Annotated in this window: 22 protein-coding genes and 1 pseudogene; 11 read left to right on the top strand and 12 right to left on the bottom strand. The window is 36.1% G+C overall.

Annotated features, from left to right (window positions below):
• The first annotated feature begins 111 nt into the window (after nucleotides 1–111).
• Complete coding sequence (locus MOC86_RS09030; protein WP_268583850.1) at nucleotides 112–897, top strand: triose-phosphate isomerase; 786 nt, start codon at nucleotides 112–114, stop codon at nucleotides 895–897.
• Nucleotides 898–978: 81 nt separating this feature from the next.
• On the opposite strand, the pseudogene MOC86_RS09025 reads toward MOC86_RS09030, so the two are convergent.
• The 4 genes and pseudogenes from MOC86_RS09025 to pdxA all read right to left on the bottom strand — a co-directional run.
• Nucleotides 979–1,245: pseudogene (locus MOC86_RS09025) on the bottom strand (aldo/keto reductase); the annotation flags it as partial.
• An 80-nt stretch (nucleotides 1,246–1,325) separates the two neighbouring features.
• Entirely contained in the window at nucleotides 1,326–2,312 is a 987-nt protein-coding gene (locus MOC86_RS09020) for a 2-keto-3-deoxygluconate permease (protein ID WP_268583847.1), read from the bottom strand.
• A gap of 96 nt (nucleotides 2,313–2,408) precedes the next feature.
• Nucleotides 2,409–3,770, bottom strand: a complete 1,362-nt coding sequence (locus MOC86_RS09015; RefSeq protein WP_268583846.1) for a four-carbon acid sugar kinase family protein — start codon at nucleotides 3,768–3,770, stop codon at nucleotides 2,409–2,411.
• Nucleotides 3,771–3,941: 171 nt separating this feature from the next.
• Entirely contained in the window at nucleotides 3,942–4,964 is a 1,023-nt protein-coding gene (pdxA, locus tag MOC86_RS09010; RefSeq protein WP_268583845.1) for a 4-hydroxythreonine-4-phosphate dehydrogenase PdxA, read from the bottom strand.
• A 415-nt stretch (nucleotides 4,965–5,379) separates the two neighbouring features.
• Here pdxA and rpiB point away from each other — a divergent pair, with 415 nt between their 5' ends.
• The 3 genes from rpiB to pfkA all read left to right on the top strand — a co-directional run bounded on the left by rpiB (nucleotide 5,380) and on the right by pfkA (nucleotide 7,942).
• A complete protein-coding gene (gene rpiB / locus MOC86_RS09005; RefSeq protein ID WP_268583844.1) occupies nucleotides 5,380–5,844 on the top strand; it encodes a ribose 5-phosphate isomerase B in 465 nt (154 codons plus the stop codon).
• Nucleotides 5,845–5,977: 133 nt separating this feature from the next.
• Nucleotides 5,978–6,949, top strand: a complete 972-nt coding sequence (glpX, locus tag MOC86_RS09000; protein WP_419146626.1) for a class II fructose-bisphosphatase — start codon at nucleotides 5,978–5,980, stop codon at nucleotides 6,947–6,949.
• A gap of 27 nt (nucleotides 6,950–6,976) precedes the next feature.
• Nucleotides 6,977–7,942, top strand: coding sequence for a 6-phosphofructokinase (gene pfkA / locus MOC86_RS08995; protein WP_268583843.1), 966 nt, complete (start codon nucleotides 6,977–6,979; stop codon nucleotides 7,940–7,942).
• 141 nt (nucleotides 7,943–8,083) lie between these two features.
• Here pfkA and guaC read toward each other — a convergent pair whose 3' ends face one another.
• From guaC to MOC86_RS08980, 3 genes are all read right to left on the bottom strand, one after another.
• The gene (gene guaC / locus MOC86_RS08990; protein ID WP_019392130.1) at nucleotides 8,084–9,070 is read right to left on the bottom strand and encodes a GMP reductase; all 987 of its coding nucleotides are present in this window, start codon (nucleotides 9,068–9,070) and stop codon (nucleotides 8,084–8,086) included.
• A 649-nt stretch (nucleotides 9,071–9,719) separates the two neighbouring features.
• On the bottom strand, nucleotides 9,720–10,346 hold the full coding sequence (locus tag MOC86_RS08985; RefSeq protein ID WP_268583842.1) for an RraA family protein: 627 nt from the start codon (nucleotides 10,344–10,346) through the stop codon (nucleotides 9,720–9,722).
• A gap of 46 nt (nucleotides 10,347–10,392) precedes the next feature.
• The gene (locus MOC86_RS08980; RefSeq protein WP_268583841.1) at nucleotides 10,393–10,641 is read right to left on the bottom strand and encodes an HPr family phosphocarrier protein; all 249 of its coding nucleotides are present in this window, start codon (nucleotides 10,639–10,641) and stop codon (nucleotides 10,393–10,395) included.
• Between the two features lie 417 nt (nucleotides 10,642–11,058).
• On the opposite strand from MOC86_RS08980, the gene MOC86_RS08975 reads away from it, so the two are divergent.
• A complete protein-coding gene (locus MOC86_RS08975; RefSeq protein ID WP_268583840.1) occupies nucleotides 11,059–11,238 on the top strand; it encodes a hypothetical protein in 180 nt (59 codons plus the stop codon).
• Nucleotides 11,239–11,261: 23 nt separating this feature from the next.
• Here MOC86_RS08975 and MOC86_RS08970 read toward each other — a convergent pair whose 3' ends face one another.
• The 3 genes from MOC86_RS08970 to MOC86_RS27470 all read right to left on the bottom strand — a co-directional run bounded on the left by MOC86_RS08970 (nucleotide 11,262) and on the right by MOC86_RS27470 (nucleotide 13,062).
• Entirely contained in the window at nucleotides 11,262–12,005 is a 744-nt protein-coding gene (locus MOC86_RS08970; RefSeq protein ID WP_268583839.1) for a hypothetical protein, read from the bottom strand.
• Nucleotides 12,006–12,063: 58 nt separating this feature from the next.
• Nucleotides 12,064–12,840, bottom strand: coding sequence for a glyoxalase/bleomycin resistance/dioxygenase family protein (locus MOC86_RS08965; protein WP_268583837.1), 777 nt, complete (start codon nucleotides 12,838–12,840; stop codon nucleotides 12,064–12,066).
• Nucleotides 12,841–12,927: 87 nt separating this feature from the next.
• Nucleotides 12,928–13,062 carry a MerR family DNA-binding transcriptional regulator gene (locus MOC86_RS27470; RefSeq protein WP_419146618.1) on the bottom strand — a complete coding sequence of 45 codons (135 nt, stop codon included), beginning with the start codon at nucleotides 13,060–13,062 and terminating at the stop codon, nucleotides 12,928–12,930.
• A gap of 129 nt (nucleotides 13,063–13,191) precedes the next feature.
• Here MOC86_RS27470 and MOC86_RS08960 point away from each other — a divergent pair, with 129 nt between their 5' ends.
• From MOC86_RS08960 to MOC86_RS08945, 4 genes are all read left to right on the top strand, one after another.
• Nucleotides 13,192–13,941, top strand: a complete 750-nt coding sequence (locus MOC86_RS08960; protein WP_268583835.1) for an AAA family ATPase — start codon at nucleotides 13,192–13,194, stop codon at nucleotides 13,939–13,941.
• A gap of 14 nt (nucleotides 13,942–13,955) precedes the next feature.
• Nucleotides 13,956–14,417 carry an Imm6 family immunity protein gene (locus MOC86_RS08955; protein ID WP_268583833.1) on the top strand — a complete coding sequence of 154 codons (462 nt, stop codon included), beginning with the start codon at nucleotides 13,956–13,958 and terminating at the stop codon, nucleotides 14,415–14,417.
• Nucleotides 14,418–14,539: 122 nt separating this feature from the next.
• A complete protein-coding gene (locus MOC86_RS08950; RefSeq protein ID WP_061805382.1) occupies nucleotides 14,540–14,740 on the top strand; it encodes a DUF3311 domain-containing protein in 201 nt (66 codons plus the stop codon).
• A complete protein-coding gene (locus MOC86_RS08945) occupies nucleotides 14,737–16,200 on the top strand; it encodes a sodium:solute symporter family protein (RefSeq protein ID WP_268583832.1) in 1,464 nt (487 codons plus the stop codon). Before MOC86_RS08950 ends, MOC86_RS08945 begins: the two co-directional genes overlap by 4 nt.
• Nucleotides 16,201–16,338: 138 nt before the next feature.
• Here the strand turns inward: MOC86_RS08945 and MOC86_RS08940 are convergent, their stop codons facing one another.
• Complete coding sequence (locus MOC86_RS08940) at nucleotides 16,339–17,667, bottom strand: 6-phospho-beta-glucosidase (RefSeq protein ID WP_268583831.1); 1,329 nt, start codon at nucleotides 17,665–17,667, stop codon at nucleotides 16,339–16,341.
• A 168-nt stretch (nucleotides 17,668–17,835) separates the two neighbouring features.
• Here MOC86_RS08940 and MOC86_RS08935 point away from each other — a divergent pair, with 168 nt between their 5' ends.
• Both MOC86_RS08935 and MOC86_RS08930 read left to right on the top strand, forming a co-directional pair.
• Nucleotides 17,836–18,567, top strand: a complete 732-nt coding sequence (locus MOC86_RS08935; RefSeq protein ID WP_243518807.1) for a MurR/RpiR family transcriptional regulator — start codon at nucleotides 17,836–17,838, stop codon at nucleotides 18,565–18,567.
• A 107-nt stretch (nucleotides 18,568–18,674) separates the two neighbouring features.
• Nucleotides 18,675–19,730 (top strand): lactonase family protein, encoded by a 1,056-nt coding sequence (locus MOC86_RS08930; protein WP_268583829.1) that lies wholly within the window; start codon nucleotides 18,675–18,677, stop codon nucleotides 19,728–19,730.
• Nucleotides 19,731–19,775: 45 nt separating this feature from the next.
• Here MOC86_RS08930 and MOC86_RS08925 read toward each other — a convergent pair whose 3' ends face one another.
• A complete protein-coding gene (locus tag MOC86_RS08925; RefSeq protein WP_268583828.1) occupies nucleotides 19,776–21,317 on the bottom strand; it encodes an SMI1/KNR4 family protein in 1,542 nt (513 codons plus the stop codon).
• Nucleotides 21,318–21,377 lie beyond the last annotated feature (60 nt).

The raw sequence follows: 21,377 nt of genomic DNA, 5'->3' as shown, positions 1-21,377 counted from the left end.
CTTTATTATTAATATTACCACAAAAAACAAAGAAAACGATAACAAAAGATAAAAAGATGATATAATAAAGAATGAAGTTAGGGATGAAACTATTAGGGAGCGGATATCAAAATGGATAAGGTATATGTTGGTACTAACTGGAAAATGCATAAAACGATTGAAGAAGGACAAGTTTACTTTAGAGAGTTGCAGGAAATAGCGAAAAACAAAGACCTGAGTATGCAGCTTTTTATTATTCCTCCGTATACATCATTATTTCCTCTAAAAAGAGAAATAGACTCTAATATTTTATTAGGAGCACAAAATATGCATTGGGAGGATGAGGGAGCCTTTACAGGTGAAGTTTCTCCTACTATGTTAAAAGAAATAGGAGTAGATTTAGTTGAACTAGGTCACTCTGAAAGACGTCAATTTTATAATGAAAATGATCAAGACTTAAATAAGAAAATTCAAGCTTCTTTAAAATATAACATTACCCCATTAGTTTGCATTGGGGAACACATAGAACAAAAAGAGTTTGGTATTAGTAGAGAATCTCTCTCCATACAATTGAAGGTATGTTTAAAAGGGGTATCTCAAGAACAAGTAGAGGATGTGATGATTGCTTATGAGCCAGTCTGGGCAATTGGTGAAGGAGGGGTCGAAGCTACGTCAGAATATGTTCATCAGATGCATAATCACATTCGTAACGTACTTGTAGAAATGTTTGGGCATGTAGGAAAGAATGTACCTATCTTATTTGGTGGAAGTGTAAATAGAAAAAACGCAATAGATTATTTACAAGGTGAAAATGTAAATGGCTTATTTATTGGACGTTCTGCTTGGGATCTACAAAAATTTGAACCAATACTAGATGATATTGAAAGATTCATTCAAAATAGCAAAGTAGCTAAATAAAAGGAAAAAAGAAACCGATGTAATTGACCACTTTACGTGTTCAATTACATCGGTTTTGTTTTAACATCATATTGGTGTAAGTCGATGAGCTCCTTTTGTTGCTATTACAACTTGTTCGCGGTTATGTTCTTTTAAAACTTCCCCAATTAGTTCCTCTGAGTGTCCATTCCCATAACGAAAAGCTGTATCAATAAAATTGATTCCTCTTTCCAAAGCATGATGGAGTGTTTTTTTTCCTTTATCATCCTCTATATTATTGAAGATATTATATCCACCAATAGCATTTGCTCCTAATCCAATAGGAAGAACGTCTATTTTTTTGTTTTCACTTAGCAATGTTTTAATCATAATGACATCTACTCCTTAAAAATGAAAATTGTTGGTTGAAAGAGAGGACTCAATCAATCAACAATTTTTTGTATTCTCTATCAAGCTGTACTGCTATTATCAGAAATATCTGATATTTTAGCTTCTTTAATATTTCTTTTCTTTTTAAGCCTTTTATCTAAGAAAGCAATAAGTAGTGGGCAAAGTAACATTGTAATAATACTTGCTGTAGCAAGCTGGGCGGTAGCAGCATCTACAAAACGTTGTAGAGAAGGGTCAGCTTCAGCTATAATAGCAGGAGTTAAAGCTGAACTTGCAGCTACTGTGCCAAGGGCAGTTCCGAGAGCGGTTTTCTTTTTTAAGAACAGATTGTATAGGAAGTAAAAAAGAAAACCTGTAAGAAATGCAATTAAACCAAGTAAAATACCTGTAATACCAGCCGTGAAAATAGTATTGATATTAGAGTTAGCTCCGATAGCAAAAGACATAATAATAATGATAAGTGGCTGTGCTTTCGCACAAAGATCACGAAACTGTTTATCAAGATTTCCCCAAACGACACCTATTAGAAGGGGAATAATCATGGCAATTAATGATTCAAAAGGAATACTAGCAAGTCCAGTAGCGCCCAAGGCAACCATGCTTACAAATGGCCCATCTTTAATACATAGAACAGAAATGGCTCCGGCATCACTTGAATCCCCATAGTCTGAACAAAGTGCAATATATAGTGAACTATTAGAGCTAGTTAGTGCACTAATAAGTACAAGTGTTGATAATCCTAAGATTCCTTCAGGACCAAACATAAGACCAACAGCCCAGCCTATACCCGCACCAACAATAAATTTTAAGCCAAGTAACACAGAACCTTTATAGAGAGGTAAACCTGCTTGTTTTATATTAATAGAAGATCCACAAATCAGTAAGAATATCCCCATCATTGCTGATGATCCTTCTTTAAATAAGGCCGTTGTAGGACCACCAACTGACATAACACTAGGGATAAATGTATTAATTAAAATCGCGGCCAATAAGGGAATAATAATTAATCCTCCAGGGACCTTTTGCATTTTATTTAAAATATTCATATTATCACACCTTTTTATAGGAACTACTAACTCTATCTTTTAACTTGAGAAACGAATAGCTTAAATCATAAGTTACTATGCTGCCTTACATATTTGTTAATGGTTTAAGGTCGTTTTTGCACCGGATTTTAAGGATTCTTCAAAGATTCTTCTTATAATAGAGATTGCTGTATTTTCCTTACCTGTTAATCCACCTTTGCCAACAACAATAAGTCCGTCATATTTTCCGCCAATGATTCTTCCTAAATCAGCCTGTGGGATTACATAATCAATTAATTCAATTCCTTGTGCACCTAACAGACGAAGAACGCTTACCATAGTATCCCCGCCAGTCAAATAAATACCTTTAATATCGTCTATTCTATTATTTAGTAGGTTTTTAACGATTTCTCCTAGTCCTGTATTAATATTGCGAGCAGCATCTCCTGGTTGTAATCCATAATATGCTTCCTTCTCTTGTAAATTAAGGACATTCCCGTTTAAGGCACTTTCTAACAATATAACTCTAGAAGTTTGCGATTCTAAAGCAGCAATAGCCTTCTTTGTTGAGCGGTGTATTTCTAGAAATGCGTGATTTCTCTTATCAATGAGTAACTCCGCATCAACAGATATCTGATAAGTACCACTCTCTGAAGATAGCGCTTTCAATTGAGTTTTAGTGACGGGGGAGGCACTACCAGCAACAGCTAGAACGGTTCCTTTTATCTCTTGTTCAATAGTATAGTTATCTATGATTTGTTCGTTATGGGAACCATAACCTTTTAATATAGCTAGCTTTTCTGAAAATGGACCAGGATCAATAGCTAAAACATTCCACTTTAACTCAGTTACAGCTTCTGCAATTGTTTCTACATCCTCAAGTGTCACGGCATCTATAATAATTACTCTTGCATTGTTCTCTCGCTTTTCGATTAGCGTTTGTTTTAATTGTTCTTTTCCTAAGAGTACATCTCCTAATGGAATAATCCCTATTTTTTGTTTTGTTTGCTGTGCCATAAGGCTTGGTACATGCGTCTCTGTAACAGGGGTTCTTACATCATTTGCTACAGGAGTTTTAGATAAAGCAACTCCATCAATTAAGGAATAGCCACCTACTAGAATTCGGTTTGATTGGGGCATTGTTGGAACCATGATAGCTATCGTATCAGCATCTAGTTCTTCAAGCATTGCATCAACTTCAAATCCAATTCCGCCTCTCATTGTTGTATCAATTCTTTTTGAAAAGTAAACAGCACCATGATTCTTTAATTCTCGTACAGCTAATTTAACTCTATTCTGTGCCTCTTCTTTTTTTAAGTGTCTACTGTCGCTGCTAAGAACCATTGCTTGATAGTTTGTTCTTTCCTCGAGTGAGTTTTCATCAAAGAAAGCCGCAGTCGAGATCCCTGATTTAGCTAATAAAACACCAACTGTAGTGGCACCTGTTAAATCATCTGCCACTATCCCTATTTTGCCCATTTTATACCCTCCAACTTATTGAAAATTTAGGTTTAACGAGAAAATGCTTATAAAAGGTAAGCATTCATAGTTAGATAACGTTTTCATAAAGGTGTTAGAATGGATAATTATGTTACAACATTGATTGATATAGAAAATCTTGTTCCTATATCAATCAACGGGAAATTATATTTATTTATAAGCTAAATTCTTTTGTTTCATTTTCCAATAATCTACTGCAACAAGAGTTGCTTCAAGCATACTTACAGAGCCAGCAATTCCTTTTCCTGCAATATCAAAAGCTGTTCCATGATCAACAGAGCTTCTCATAAATGGCAGACCCCATGTAATTGTAATAGAACGCTCAAAATCTAGTGTCTTGCAAGCAATATGTCCTTGATCATGATATAGAGATAGAATAGCATCATATCGTCCTTGTAAACCTAGATGGAAAACAGAGTCAGCAGGTACTGGACCAACTGCATTGATTCCTTGTTCTTGAGCGGTTTGTACAGCAGGAATTAAATGATCAGCTTCCTCAGTTCCAAATAGACCGTTATCAGAGGCATGAGGATTTAAGGCTGCAACAGCGATTTTAGGATTTTTAAGACCAATGCCTACAAGTTCTTTATTAATTTGATGAACAGAATCTAACACTCTTTCTTTTGTGGCATAATCGCAAGCTTCTTTAAGAGCTTTATGGCGGCTAACAAAGAAAACTTTTAAATTACGACAATTAAACATTGTTAATGCATAATCTGAGTGTGTTAGTTCACCGTAGATTTCAGTGTGACCAGGTTGAGGACAATTTGCAAGTTTGATCGCCTCTTTATGTATTGGTGCAGTAGCAACTACATCAATTTCCTTGTTAAGCCCTAACTCTATTGATTTTAAAACATAATCATATGACATTTGTCCCGCTAATTTTTGTACTTTCCCATACTCAATACTTTCACAGTCATAGCTACCAGTTTCCAACACATCAATAATTCCATATTGAAATTTACCTTCAGAAGGGTGATTGATTTTGTTTATCTCAAAATTACACTTTTTCACTTTCATTGCTCTTTTAACAATATCGATAGACCCAATAAGAAAAGGCTTACACTCTTGATAAACTCTTTCTTCTACAATGGTATCTAGAGTAATTTCTGGACCGATTCCAGCAGGATCTCCAATCGTAATAGCTACAATAGGTAATGGTAAGTTTGACATGATACTCGCTCCTTCTAAATTTATTAGATTAATTTAAAACTTTAAATAACTTGAGAGAAATATAGAGACAAATAAAAGACATTCTATAGCGCTTTCAAATTCTATCTAAATTCATTTTACGTCTGTTTTCGTTATTTGTCAATTACTTTTGTATTTTGTGAAAAAACAACAAATAACGAAAATGATTGATCGTATATAATGAGCTTTTCATAATAGTTTTTTTAGTTTACCAGCGCTTTATTAACCCTATATCTATAGTATATGAAGTTTTAATACAGTTTAAAAACCAATGTAATTATTTTTTAGTAAATATATGATTTTCGTTTATTTTTATTTTGTTGAATGTATTGACAAAAACGAAAACAAATGAAAGTATATAATTAGATAAATTATTAAACTATAAGGAGTGTTAATTATGAAAATTGGAATTGGAGCAGATCATAATGCATTTGAAATGAAGAAGAGCTTAAGCGATTATATTCAAGAATTAGGACATGAGGTTGTAGATTATGGATGTGGAGATTCTTGTACAGAAGTGGATTATCCGAAAGTTGCTTTTGAAGTTGCCGAAGATATTAATAAAAATGAAATTGAAAGAGGTATTTTAGTTTGTGGAACTGGAATTGGGGTTGCAATTGCTGCAGGTAAAGTGCCTGGTATTCGGGCGGCACTTTGTCATGATACATATTCGGCAGAACGAGCTCAAAAAAGTAATAATGCACAAATTCTCACAATGGGAGCGAAAGTAATTGGAATAGAACTGGCAAAACAAGTTGTGAAAGTGTATTTAGAGTCAAGCTTTGATGGTGGAAATTCAGCTAGAAAAGTTCAACAAATTAATGATAAAGAGCAAGAGTTTTTAAAACATATCCAAGTATAATAAGAAGACATAAATTCCATCCATTCTTCGCAAAGATCAAGTATTTTTAGCGGATGGATGGTTTTTTAAAAATATGTGAGATCCTATTTAATCAGAAATTGAACTTACTTTTACTGAAATGAGGAGGTAGATTATCCTGGTTAATGTAAAGATAGATCATAACAAATCTGTTCAATTATTAGCAGGTGAATTTCTATCTGTTGCGCAAAAAGCAGCAGTTGCTGTTCATCCATGGATTGGAAAAGGTAAGAAGAATGAAGCGGATAGTGCAGGTACAGAGGCCATGAGGAAACAAATGAATTTAATTGATATGAATGCTGTTATTGTAATCGGTGAAGGGGAAATGGATGAAGCCCCTATGCTATATATTGGCGAAAAGTTAGGAACTGGTACAGGTCCGCATGTAGATATTGCCGTTGACCCAGTGGAGGGAACAACACTTGTATCAAAATGGCAAGATAACTCTTTAGCTGTTATCGCTGTGTCTGAAAAGGGAACACTCCTTCATGCACCAGATATGTATATGGAGAAAATTGCAGTTGGACCAAAAGCAAAGGGATGTATAGATATTAATTGTTCTTTAGTAGAAAATATGACAGCGGTAGCAAAAGCGCTAGGGAAACCTGTGAACGAGCTAACCGTCATGATACAAGACCGGCCTCGTCATGATTATTTGATAAAGCAGGTATTTGAAGTAGGGGCGAAAGTACGCCTATTTTCTGATGTGGATATTACTTGTGCCATTGCCACAGCAATTGATGCACTGGATGTAGACATTTTTGTCGGAACAGGTGGTGCTCCAGAAGGGGTTATTTCAGCTGTTGCTTTAAAGTGCCTTGGCGGAGATTTTCAAGGTAAACTGATACCAAAAAATAAGGAAGAAGAGGAGCGTTGCGTAAAAATGGGGTTAAAAAACCCTAAAGGAGTTTTAAAATTGGACGATATTGTAAGATCTGAGCGTTGTTTCTTTGTTGCTACAGGTATTACAGATGGCATGTTACTTAAAGGAACTCAACAAAAAGAAAATGGTGCAATTTTAACACATTCATTTTTAACAACAGGGGCAAATTCTAAAAAGTTTCAGTTTGTAGAGGCATGTTATTAATAATAGAGATGATCGAGAGGGAACAAGATGAAGAAAATTGCTGTATTAACTAGTGGCAGTGATGCTCCAGGAATGAATGCGGCTATCCGAGCTGTCGTTCGTAGAGGGATTTTTAGTGGGCTCAAAGTTTATGGTGTGCGAAATGGTTTTAGAGGACTAGTTGAGGGTGATTTGATTTCTATGGACCTTGGTAGTGTAGGGGATATTATTCATAGAGGAGGTACAATCCTACAAAATGATTACTGTGAAAACTTTCACACCGTTGAAGTCCAAAAAAAAGCATTAAGACAATTGAAAGATGAAGGAATCGAAGGTCTTATTGTAATTGGAGGAAACGGGGCCATTAAAGGTGCTGAGATTTTAAGTATTCAAGGATATCCTACAGTCTGTATTCCAGGAACCATTGACAACGATGTTCCAGGTACCGATTATACAATTGGATTTGATACAGCTGTCAATACGGCAGTGGAAGCTATCGATAAAATTCGGAATACTGCCTCTTCGCATGATCGCACATATGTTATTGAAGTGATGGGGCGTCATGCAGGTGATATTGCTCTATGGACAGGGATAGGTGTAGGGGCAGAATCTCTGATTATTCCAGAAGCAGAATATGATATAGAAGATATTATTGCTAGAATCAAACATGGTTATAAACGCGGAAAGACCCATAGTATTATTGTTGTTGCCGAAGGAGTAAGAAAAGCGATAGGAACAGAGATGGGAAAAATGATTCAAGAAAAGACTGGATTTGATACGAAAGTGACCATACTTGGACACCTTCAACGTGGTGGAGCTCCTAGCGCTTATGATCGAATGATAAGTAGTCAAATGGGGGCAAAGGCTGTAGATTTACTCAACGAAGGAGAAAAGGGAGTAATGGTAGGAGTGAAAAATGGTCAATTAATCTATAGACCTTTGGAAGAATTAGTGGAAGATCAGCATGTTATTAATCTAGAAATTTATCATTTAGCAAGAAGTCTATCTATATAGAAATTATTAAGTTATTAAAAACTATATAATGGTAAATGAAAAATAAATCTCGATTGCTAGATGCTTTCGAGGTTTATTTATGCATTCAGCAGAGTGGAATAAGAGAAGCCCAAGATACAAAGTCTTGGGCTTTTCTATTCATTAATACGTTTTATCTCCATTAAAAATCGAATTTTTCACGATTACATAATCAACGTTACGGATAGCTTCTAACTTATTGCCACCAGCATAAGAAATAGAAGACTGAAGATCTTGTTCCATTTCTGTTAACGTATCTTGAAGAGCACCTTTATGCTCTACGTACATTTTCTTTCCTTCAACATTTTTCTTTTCGCCTTTTTGGAATTCAGAAGCTGAACCAAAGTATTCTTTGTAAAGCTTGCCATCTTCTCGTACAACAGACTCTCCAGGAGACTCTTCATGACCAGCAAATAGAGAACCAATCATAACCATAGCAGCACCAAAGCGAACAGATTTTGCGATATCACCGTGCGTACGGATTCCGCCATCAGCGATAATTGGTTTGCTTGCGGCTTTTGCACACCAGCGAAGAGCAGCTAGCTGCCATCCTCCTGTTCCAAAGCCTGTTTTAATTTTTGTAATACATACTTTTCCTGGACCGATGCCAACTTTAGTTGCGTCTGCGCCAGCACGCTCTAATTCACGTACTGCTTCAGGCGTTCCAACGTTTCCGGCAATAACGAATGTAGTTGGTAAAAGGTTTTTAATATGTCCAATCATTTTAATCACGGCATTTGAATGACCGTGGGCAATATCAATTGTAATATATTCTGGTGCAAGACCTTCATCTGCAAGCTGTTGCACAAATGTGTACTCTTCCTCTTTAACACCAACGCTAATAGATGCGAATAGTCCACGTTCTTTCATGTCTTTTACAAATGAAAGTCGCTTTTCTGGTTGGAAACGGTGCATTACATAAAAGTAACCGTTTTCTGCTAAGTAAACAGAGATTTTTTCATCGATAATTGTTTGCATGTTTGCAGGAACTACAGGAAGTTTGAACGTACGACCGCCAAACTCGACCGTTGTATCACACTCAGAACGGCTATTTACTACAGACTTAGCTGGAATTAACTGAATATCTTCATAGTCAAACACGTTTTCCATTAGTTACACCTCTAAATACGAATATTTATATTTGAATTCACTTTCAACGTTCGTTAAAAATATACTTCATTTTGAGTTAGTTGTCAAACTTTTATAATATTTTTATTTTTTGAGAGGAAATAATAGTTTTTGTAGAGATTTGAACATAAAAAGTAAGAAAGTAAGCGCTATATTTCTCTTTTCTTTTCCTCATTTAATTATTTCTATAATTAAGAGGGAAAAGGCGTATTGTTCGGATTTTTGACGATCAACTAAAATAAAGTTTGTAGGCGGGATGTAAATTAAAGTACTTTCTGTTTTTTTCTTTTTTAGCATCTTCGTTAAGAATGAACTTATTCAGATAAATTTAAGATAGAAGAATCAGTTTGGAATAGGGAAAGGAATAGACCTATGAAAAGAAGGGGGAAGACGAACCTCCCTATTTCGAATATAAGGCATATATTATAAGAGTGATGCGTAAATAATGTAGCATTGAAGTGCATGAGCCTTATAAGAAAAAGGATAGAGGATGTTGTGAGAAGAAGTTATTTTCTAATGTTTTGTTTGAAAGGTGACCAAAAGGTTTTTAAATAAGCCTCATCTCTTGGATAATCTTGTACATAAGAGAAATAAAAAACCTAGCTTACCTGCAAGCTAGGTTTTTGCGCTGTTATTTTGCTGTTTTATTAATCATATTATCTAAGTATTCTTTAATAGCTTCAGGATTTCCAGAAATTTTTTGTTCTCTTTCTTCGTCTTTCCGCAGCTTTTGAAGCGCTTTTTTTAACACTGTTTCCGCCTGACTTTGGGGAACAACTACAACACCGTCCGCATCGCCAACAAGGATGTCTCCTTGACTGATTGAAACACCTCCGCAAGAAATCGGCACGTTCAATTCACCTACGCCTGCTTTTCCGCTTGCCGCAACAGCTGTACTTTTACAGAAAACAGGGAAATTCAGTTCTTTAATTCCAACAACATCTCGAACAGCACCGTCTACAACAAGTGCACTAACCCCAAGCGTTTGCATCATTCCGACAACAAAATCTCCCGCAATTCCACGGTAGCTGTTTCCTTTTGTGTCTATAATAATAACGTCGCCTTCCCTTGCTTGACGTATGGCCTTTAAGACGGCAAGGTTATCGCCAACAGGCATCTTAACGGTTAGGGCTCGTCCGGCAAATTTGTACTCTTCTTTTAATGGTTTAATAGCTGAGTCCAAGTTATTTAAACCATCCATTGCATCTGATATACATGTTGTTGGTACTTCTTTAAACTGATTTATAATGTAGTCCATCCTTTTTCCCCCTGTACAGTTTAGTAGAAATCAAAAAAGTAGAGATTTAGACAAGCTCAATAGGAAGATTATTTTTCCAAAAAACGTGTGACATTGCTCGTTTTGCTCCTTCTTCATCTTCTCTATGTATTTCAACTTGAAATGATTGAGAATTAAGTACTGTATACGTTAGACCAAGAATACTTTTGGCATCAATCGTTTTATCACCTGTTTTGATGACAATGCTTGATTGAAATTTATTTGCTGTTTCGTTAATCTCCACAACCACTTTTGCTAATGATTTATTTAATGCCATCTTTCACACGCCTCTCCAAATGTGTTAACTCCTTTGTTAGACGGTTTAGCTTCTCTAAGGGTGTTATAAATGTCTACAATGTTCATTATATAATCTTTTCTATAGATTATGAAAATAGAAAAAAAGAATGAATAACCATTAAGAAAACTTATCACAAAACGGGTAAGGTGAGAGAACATGTTAAAAAGAGACAGGGCGAAATTTGTTTCCTGAATATCAGTACTAAATCATAAAAAGAAAGTATAAAAGAGAATAAGGGGAGGGGAAAACCCCTTTTAGCATAAAACTACAGAGTGAAAAATCTTAACAAATATGTTATATATGAAGCATCATTTTTTCTAGCTTTTTGAGCATACTAATGAAAAAGATTTTGGATGGTTATAAAAGGGAGAAGTAAGTTTTAAAAGGAGAGGTAAGATGCGTAGAAGCTATACCGTATTCTTTTTATGTTTATTTATCGCTTGCATTACAGCTGGATTAGGATTTGAACGTCATTTTGATTATGCGATGCTCATTGGAACTGCTCTTGGGATTTTCTTTTTAATTTGTGCAGCTTTTGTGATGGGAAGAAAAAGAAGAAAGTCAAAATTTGAATAAAAAGGAAAGGGCATAAAAATATTTTATGCCCTTTCTTGTGTCCACTGAAAAATGTCTTTTATTAGCGCTTCTTTTCGTTGTTCAAACTGCTTGCGACGATGTCCATTTGCACCTGATGGATGAGGGAAACCTGTTAAGAATGCTTGTTTAATTTTTCCTTCTTGGGCTAAGTTTGTTAGAACACGATCAACAGCTTTTCCAAGGGGAATAACAAGGGCTTTAGAAGGCAACTGTGCAAGCTCCTCTGGGAATATAGTGTACGCGTAAGACGACAAAAGTTTATTTTTATCAATCATAGGCTGAGAACCTGTATAGTTTTTCCCTTTATAAAAAGCAGGATATTTGATAACTGATGTTGTATGAAGAATGTTTCGTTCTGTTGAAAAAAGAGAAGCAGCATCTTTTATCCCAAGCGCTGTCGGAAGACCGCATTCTTCTAACATGTGAATTAAATTTCTTCTCATGCTTCCCGCAAAGCTTCCCGCTATTTTCGATTTTTTTAATCCATATTCTAATGAATGTCCATTAGCTAATTCACTTCTCAACGTTTCATATGCCATTTTCATTTGCTGAAATCCGGGTGTAATTCCAACGATAATCACTTTGGCATCCTTATTGATATATTCATTGTGCGGGGAATAGTAGATTTCAACGTTGTTTTCTTTTCCGACGAGAAAAGATGAATGAAGCAGATGCTCACGCGAGAGTGATTGATTTAAAGGTAAGTTATAAATTGCTTCTAAGCAATCGCTAATATTTTTTATCATGTTGTCGCACCTTTTTAACCTTTTTCTTTCTGTTTTACCCTGAATGAGCATCACTCATTCAAAACGGAAGGTTAAGCCGTGCTGGGACATCTTTATGAAGGTCAGGAGTAAATTGTACTTGAAAAGCATACTCTTCTTTTGAAAAGCAAAGAAGATGGCTATTCCATTTGGCATTTTCTACTTTCTCTCCTAGCTCTTTTATAAAGGACAAGTTAGGTGTGCCAAACGTTACAATCATACGAGGAGCCAAGGCTTTTAGAGCAATCGGAATCCAAGGCCTTGTTTTAGAAACAACAACAGCATGAGCGGTTCCACTTATTACAAAGTTAAATATATCTTGATCTCGCTCTGTTTTCATACTCAGTTTATTTTTTAGCCACTCTCTGAAAACAGGAACAGAAGAAACAGGGAAACCAACTTCCCGGATGTACATAATATGGAGATCTCCTAACGGTTTTAGGACTGTTTCGTCAACACTTTCATGAGCAATAATTTCTAAAAGATGACCGTCTCCGTCTCGAAAATAAAGGTTTCTTCGTCCGTTCTCATCATCAATATATTTATCATTTTCTTGCCCTAGGAGAAGCAAGCCAGATTGACTTAAAAAAGAGGCGGATTCATAGAATAGCGAATATGGCACTTGGAACGCGACATGAGCAGGGGATACGGGAGTATATTCTTCTTTAAAACTTAGCGTTGTATAAGAGCTGATCTGAAAACGGATAAATGTGGAAGATTCATAGGTGATAGGGAAGTGAAGACGCTCTTTATAAATTTGTTTAACACCTTGAATGGATAGTGTATGGAGCTGGACATCAGAATAGTGAGTAATCATTGATAGGTCTCCTTTTAAGTAATGATGGAATTTGTACGATAAATAATAAAACAAATTAAAAAACAGAATGTACCGTAATTTTTCAAGTTATTGATAACTATAGTAACGATATCCTGTTTCGTTATGTATAAATGAAGGTTCTAGAAGTCCAATATTGCTGTAATGTCGAATTGTTTTTATAGAAGTGCCGCAGAGTGAAGTCCCTTTTCTAGCCGAGTACATCTTTAACACCGCTCTTTCATTTAGTATACAATATCCACTCGATTTTGGGATAAAATGTATTTGATTATGGTTGTCTTTCTTTCTACATTGCTATTAAAATGAAAGAAAAAATAGGGAGGAAGAGTGTTTATGTTTTTGAGGAAAGTGAGTCTACTGCGTCATAAAGTGCCTAGTTTCGAGCAGTTTCCTTTTTCAATTCCGGTCATTGGAGCGCTTGAAGAGCTCGATTTTAACACGTGCGTAACTTTTTTTGTGGGAGAAAACGGGTCTGGTAAGTCCACACTATTGGAGGCGATTGCGTCAAATTGTGGCTTTCATCTCTCTGGAGGCGCTAAAAATAATCAGTATAGCACGTATGAACAAAAACCAATTTTAGATGAATATATTCGCTTATCATGGATGCCGAAAGTCTCGAATGGTTTCTTTTTAAGAGCAGAATCATTTTATAATTTTGCTACATATCTTGATATCCTGCAGAAAGAACATCCTGATCAAGATGTTTTTAAAGCGTACGGAGGAAAATCTTTGCATGAGCAGTCACATGGAGAAGCATTTCTTTCGCTTTTTTCACATCGCTTCAATGAGAAAGCTCTCTACCTTTTAGATGAACCAGAAGCAGCACTTTCCCCAGCAAGACAGCTTGCGTTACTAAAAACAATTCATGATCTTTCTAAAAAAGGGAATGCACAATTTATTATCGCTACACATTCTCCTATTTTATTAGGCTATCCAGAGGGAGTTATCTTGAATTTTGATTCTTCTTCCCTTGAGGAAATACCTTATGAAATGACAGATCATTACCAAATTACACATTATTTTTTACAAAACCGGGAAAGAATGCTTCATCATTTACTGACAGAAGAAGACGAAACAAAATAGAAAGAAGGTGTAATATGCTAGAGCGTTTTTTAATGTTAAGTCCAAGGAGTCAAGTTGCTTGTTTAGTTCTATTAAGTGAGACGGTTGTAGATCGATTAAGGGGGATAGAAGGGTATTCAGAAGCAAAAGGAGCGCTGAGACGCTGTGCGGACTGGTCGAAAGTTCAAAGAGAAAAAGGAGATGATCTGTACTCATTGCTTGAGGATGGAAGCGATGAGTCAGGTTTATTTAATTATACAGGGTATATAGATATGGAAGAGGAGACTGAACAGGTTTGGGACTGTGTTGTGAGTACAGTAGCGTATACTGCTTATTGGGCTTATACCTATGAGGGACAGAAGTATGTTCCTCAAACGCTTGAAAGCATTGATGAAGAGCTTATCGAACATTTTTTGGTGAGCTTTTATACGCTTGATCCGAGTCATCAGCAAATAGTGGCTGAAACTATTGCCGAAGTAGAAAGCTTTCTCATATAAGAAAATTCACAATGCCAAGCAATTCTTCTTTGTAGTTTTTAAAATTCGTTTTATAATAGAAAAGTTACTCCTCTATAACAGATGTCGTATAGGGGATGAGTTGTGATAAGGAGGTTTTCTGGATGAGAAAGATCTATTTACTTTCGCTTGTACCCTTTATTGCTATATTAGGGTTTCTTCCCTTTGTAAACAGAATAGAGCCTTTTGTATTAGGGTTACCTTTTAATATGTTTTGGATGGCCTTATGGACAGTGTTAACATCAGTCATTCTAGGCATTATGTACAAATTAGACCCGCGAAACCGGGAAGGGGAAGAAAAATGAATTTGGCACTTTTTATTATTTTAGCATTTTTACTTTTAGCTCTTTATTTAGGTATCCGTGCTTCAAAGGGAAAAGAAATGAACTTAGAAGAGTGGACAGTAGCAGGCCGTGGTTTTAGTGGAATATTTGTTTTTCTACTGATGGCGGGGGAAATTTATACAACGTTCTCCTTTTTAGGAGGAAGCGGCTGGGCGTATGGAAAAGGAACGCCTGCTTTGTACGTTATGATCTATATTACGCTTTCTTATGTTCTCTCATATTGGCTTCTTCCAAGCATTTGGAAATATGCTAAAGAACATAATTTAGTTTCTCAATCAGATTTTTTTGTAAGTAAATATAAAAGCCCGTATTTAGGTGTGCTAGTAGCAATCGTTGGTGTTATTGCGATGATTCCTATTATTGTTGTTCAGCTTAAAGGGCTTGGAATTATCGTGTCACAAGCTTCATATGGAGCTATTTCTCTTTCGACAGCTGTTTGGGTAGGAGCAATTTGTCTGACGGTGTATGTAATGATTTCAGGAATTCACGGTTCTGCGTGGACAGCGGTGATTAAGGATCTTATGATGGTTGGTATTATTGGATTTTTAGGAGTGTATCTCCCCCTTCATTATTATGGAAGCTATCACGATATGTTTCAAGCCATTTACAGTGCAAAGCCTGAGCTTTTAAAGCTACCAGATGAAGGCTATAGCGTGTCTTGGTTTATTTCAACCGTTATTTTACTTGTGCTTGGCTTTTATATGTGGCCACAAGTATTTAGCTCAACATATACAGCGAAGAGTGGAAAAGTCTTTCGCAGAAATGCGATGATTAGTCCACTTTATACACTTATGCTTCTTTTTGTCTTTTTTGTAGGATATGCAGCTGTTTTAAAAGTTCCAGGCTTGCAGGGAGGGGACGTTGATTTAGCTTTATTAAGCTTATCAATTCAGACATTTGATCCATGGTTCATTGGAATCATTGGAGGTGCTGGGCTGCTAACAGCGCTTGTGCCTGGCTCCATGATTTTGCTCAGTGCTTCAACACTATTATCAAAAAATGTTTATAAAGTATTCGTTCCGTCTGCACCTGACGAGAGAGTTGTTAAATTAGCGAAAATGCTTGTTCCTTTTATTGCTCTTATTTCAGTTTATTTTACGTTAAATGAAGGAACAACTCTCGCCACAATTTCACTTATGGGCTATAACATTATGACGCAGCTTTTTCCAAGTTTGATTTTTAGTTTGAGAAAACGCAACTTTGTAACAAAGCAAGGAGCAGCGTCAGGTATTATTGTTGGACTTGCTACTGTAACTTACATCACGCTAAGCGGAACAACGATTGCAACATTGTTCCCTAACATTCCTCAGGGAGTAAAAGATTTAAATATTGGATTCATTGCATTATTTATTAACGTAATTGTAACGATTATTGTAAGTTTAATGACGAAAAAGCTAAATAAGGGGCAAAGTAACATATAATATATTCTTCATTCCTCCATTGCAAAATGGGGGATTTTTCATGAGTAGTGGGTCAAAATGTTAGGGACATAACTAGCTTTTAACAATCCAGTATCCATCAAAAAAACGGTCTGAAATTAAATTCAGACCGTCTTTTATTTAAGCTTCAACGCGTGTGAAAAAGTTTGGTAAATAGTCTTTATGCGCTTCTAGCATTTCATCTAAAATGACTTTAGCCATTTTATCAGATGGTACAAGCGGGTTAATTGTTAAGGCAAGAAGAGCCGTGTCATAGCTTCCTGTTACAGCAGCTTCTGCGGCAACGCGTTCAAATGATTTAATTTGGCTAACAAGTCCTTGAGCAGCAACTGGAATTTCACCATTCACAACCGGACGAGGCCCTTCTTTTGTAATAACGCAGCTTACTTCAACAGCAGATTCTGCCGGGATAAATGAGATTGCCCCGTTATTGATTGTGTTAACAGGTTGAATATCTCGCTTATCGTTATAAATAGAAGAAATTAAGCGAACAGCTGCATCGCTATAGTAAGCACCGCCACGTTCTTCTAACTGAGGTGGTTTTACGGCTAGATTTTCATCTTTGTACAGTTCGAATAGTTCAGTTTCTAGCTTTTTCACAACTTCCGCGCGCGTTGTGCCTTCTTCAAAGTTTTTAAGCTCTTTTTGCAGCGTTTGTTCTTTTTTATAGTAGTACAGGTGGTATGGGCATGTGAGCGCATTTAAAGCTTTTAAGAATCCAGGCTCCCATTCTTGACCTTCGATGTTTTTCACAAAGCTGCTGTTTTCAGGATCTGATAGCTTTTCAATTACTTGTTCTTTTACGCTAACTCCGTCCAAGTAAACATCTAGTCCATATACCATATGATTTAAACCAGCAAAATCAATAGAGATTCGAGAATGATCAACATCTAATAATTTAGCAATCCCCATTTCCATTCCGATTGGTACATTGCACAAGCCAACAATTTTCTTGTGATTGCTATAGCGAAGAACAGCTTCAGTTACCATACCAGCTGGGTTTGTAAAGTTAATGAGCCAAGCGTTTGGACATAGTTCTTCAATATCGTTCACGATGTCTAAAATAACAGGAATTGTGCGCAGACCTTTGAAAAGTCCACCTGGTCCATTCGTTTCTTGTCCTAATACGCCATGTTTTAATGGAATGCGCTCATCTTTTGCACGAGCATCAAGAAGACCAACGCGAAGCTGTGTTGTAACAAAGTCAGCATCTTTTAATGCTTCCCTGCGGTCTAAAGTTAAATGAACTTCAATATCTAATCCAGATTTTGCAATCATGCGTTTTGCGAGATTGCCAACAATCTCTAGTTTTTCTTTTCCTTCTTCTATATCAACAAGCCAAAGCTCTCTTAGTGGCAATTCATGATAATGTTTAATAAAACCTTCTACTAGTTCAGGTGTATAGCTTGAGCCTCCACCAATAGTTACAATTTTAATTCCTTTTGACATTGTGAAAACCTCCAATAACTAAAGTTGAGTACACGTTAATTGTAATCGCTTTACTAAAAGAGAGTAAATAGAGAGAGGGTGTTTAGGTTTTTATGACGTTAAAAGGCATTTGTTACATTTCCGAAACACTATGTTTCATGTTATTCTTAAAAGAAAAGGGGGGAGAAAATGTTTTCAAGTGAAATGATTTCTTCGTTTAATGAACTTGAAACTGCTTTATATAACTACATTTGTAAAAATGGAGAAAAGGTCGTATATATGCGAATTCGCGATCTTGCTAATGAAACGCATGTTTCAACGTCCACCATTTTACGGTTTTGTCGGAAAATAAACTGTGAAGGTTTTTCAGAGTTTAAAGTAAAATTGAAGCTTCATTTAAATCAATCGCAGGAAGTTAAAGTAAAAAGCAGCCAATATGCTCTCTCTGAGTTTGTAGAAAGAATTGAGAGTTTTCAAGAAGGAATAAAGAGAGCCGTCGATCTTATTACAAGTTGTGATAACGTTATTTTTATTGGAACAGGAAGCTCTGGTATTTTAGCTGAATATGGTGCTCGATATTTTTCGAGTATTGGAAAGCTATCTATGTATGTAAAAGATCCTTATATGCCTATTCAGGCCAATTTTTTACATAATAGTACAACAATAGCTCTGTCTGTATCAGGAGAAACTAGCTTTACCGTGTCCCACATTCATCAGTTAAAAGAGAGCGGAAGTCATATTGTGAGTATTACGAATAACAAACATTGCACAATGAGCAAGATGGCTGATGTGAATATTTCTTATTATGTAAACGAAGAATGGATAAATGGAGCGAATATTACCACACAAATGCCTGTTGTCTATCTTTTAGAAGAGATGGCGCGTGAGGTACACCGTGTTTCAACAAGAGCAAAAAATTAGAAGGTTTTTCGCTTGATTGTGTAAGGTTGAACAAATTGAACGTTGTCTCAATGGAAAAGGTCATTTACAATAAAAGAAATCAATTATTTTGGGGAGGTAGTATTTACATGGAAAGCAAGAAGTTTACTGGTTATGTTGGTACATATACAAAAAGGGGAAGTAAAGGAATCTATTCCTTCACACTTGATGTGGAAAATGGAACGCTTTCTTCTGTGAAGGAAGCGGCACATGTAGATAATCCTACATATTTAACATTAAGTAAAGATGAGAAATATTTATACTCTGTAGCAAAAGTAGGCGAAGAAGGTGGACTTGCTTCATATGTTGTCACCGGAGGAGAACTGAAAGAACTTAATACAGTAACAGCAGAAGGAGCACCTCCTTGTCATGTAACAACAAATGATGAAAATACAGAAATTTATACAGCAAACTATCATAAAGGCACAATTGAACTATATGAAGTTAATGAGCAGGATGGCACTGTAAATACTGCACTTGACATTGTTGCGCATGAGGGATCTGGTCCACATGAAAGACAAGAAAAGCCTCATACACACTATGCAGGACGAACGCCTGATGAAAAATATATACTTGCTATTGATCTAGGAAGTGATCAAATTGTAACATATGTAAGAGAAGGTAAAGAACTTAAGCAAGTAGCTACACTTTCTACGAAAGAAGGAAGCGGTCCACGTCACATTGCATTCCATCCAAATGGAAAGTATGCATATGTTATGACAGAAATTAGCTCAGAAGTTATTGTACTTCGCTATGATGAACAAAGCGGTGCATTTACAGAGCTTCAATACATTTCAACTATTCCAGAAGACTTTACGGAGAACAATCAAGGAAGCGCTATCTATTTATCACATGACGGACGATTCGTTTATGCGGGAAATCGCGGTCACAATAGCATTGCTGTATTCAAAGTTCACGGTGATTCAGGATTGCTTACATTTGTGGAACATACGTCAACAGAAGGAGACTGGCCACGTGATTTTGTATTAGATCCAACAGGAAAATTTGTGGTCGCTTCAAACCAAGAGTCAGACAATCTTGTTCTGTTTAGAAGAGATGAAGAAACAGGAAGACTTTCCCCTCTTCAAAAAGATGTAACTGTTCCAGAGCCAGTATGTGTGAAATTTGCGACACTTCCACAATAAGAATAAAAAATAAAATCGGTTTTGGGAGGAATCCCAAAACCGATTTTATTTACGTTGTTCATTTAAATAATGATGCCAAATGTCTTCTTCTTCCGCTGATGTTTCACCAATGAGCGTAGAAAAATCAACTTTTTGACTAAAAAGGTCTTTTAAAAGATTGAACTGCTTAAAAGACCCTGAAAATTTTTTGAGAGAAGAAGAACGAGCAATTTTTTCTAGGTTTACTATTTCTGAACCTCTCAGCTCTAAGTCTTTAAGCTGTGGAAGGGTTGCTAATGCTTCGGCATCTTTTACAATACAATCAGAAAAAGTAAGCTGTTTCAGTTTCTGCATCTTCTTCATAAAATCAAGATGAAGAAAAGATCCTTCTGAAATCTCAAGTGTTTGAAGGTTAGTTAGTTGTTCAAGAACTTCTATTTCTTCTTGTTTTACATTTTGTAAGTCTGAAATAGACAGGTGTTTTAATGGCTTTATTTTTGAGAGAGCATAAAGTTGCTCACCGTTTTCAATAGAAACGAAAAGAGACTGAATGGATAGCTGTGAAAGTCCACTGTAATTAAGATGTCCCATCTCTTTGATATGAAGTGTTTTTAAGACTGGAAATAAAGCAAGCTGTGCTAAATCTTTTAAGGCTGTTGCACTTACGTTTAATTCTTTTAAATGAGGAAGGTGACTGATTGATCTTACGTCTTCAACAGGAGTATGTGCTATAAATAACTTTTTTAACCCGTTCATCCCTGCAAGAGGCCTTAAATCTTTTACATTATTGCCACTTAAAATAAGCTCTTTCATTTCTGTACAAAGAGAAAGAGGTGAAAGGTCATTTACCTTTGGCCCTCTTAGAAAATAAAGTTGTTTGCTTTTTATAAACTGCTGTGGAGACAAGGATGTTTCATCAACAATTTTTCTCCATGATGAGTTAAGCGAATTGTACCACTGCTCTAGCTCGTTTGGTGATGTAGAAGCAAACTGAGGACGAAGTACCGGAAGACTCATATCAGACAGCTCATCAAAAAAATGATCGCCACCGCTGTCTCCATATGACCAGGATACTGTGTCATCCTCATCATATATCGTATAATTTCCGCTTCGAATTGTTTTTAACATAAAGCGAAGAAAGTCATTCAGGCTTTGGGCAATAACATATTTTGTTTCTTCATCTCGTCCAAAATTAATAACTTGGCCCTTCATTCCTTGCACATCAGGAGAGAGATCAACGCCCATATTATTGCCACCGAAATCTTTGCTAATAGGGATCCATTTAGAGCTTGTATATAGTTCTTCTATCCAGCCAGTTGGCACTGAGTAAGAATCAATTTCTTCATTTAAATCAGTCCCTATACTTTTCCATACCCTCCATTCTTCTAGAAGCCCATCTAATGAAAGAAAAGGAAGACCAAAGAAAAAACCTGGCCCATTTTCTCCTTCTCCATCACTATAAAGGTATAGTTGACGAAGTTCGCTTGGAAACGTAACGCCAATTTCTTTTTCTACTTCTTTTATCTTTTCCTCTGAGGCAGGAGGATTAAGAAAGGAAGAAAATAAAGGGGTCATTTCTTGTTCGAGATCCTTCATAAGAGCATTCATACCGGTTTCTCCTTTATCTTTTTCTTTTTATCATACAATAAATAAGCATTTCCATAAATA

The sequence above is a fragment of the Priestia endophytica genome, assembly GCF_026790145.1.
GTDB lineage: Bacteria > Bacillota > Bacilli > Bacillales > Bacillaceae_H > Bacillus_I > Bacillus_I endophytica_A.
Note: the sequence above shows the minus strand (reverse complement) of the source record. Positions and strands in the feature narration are given on the sequence as shown.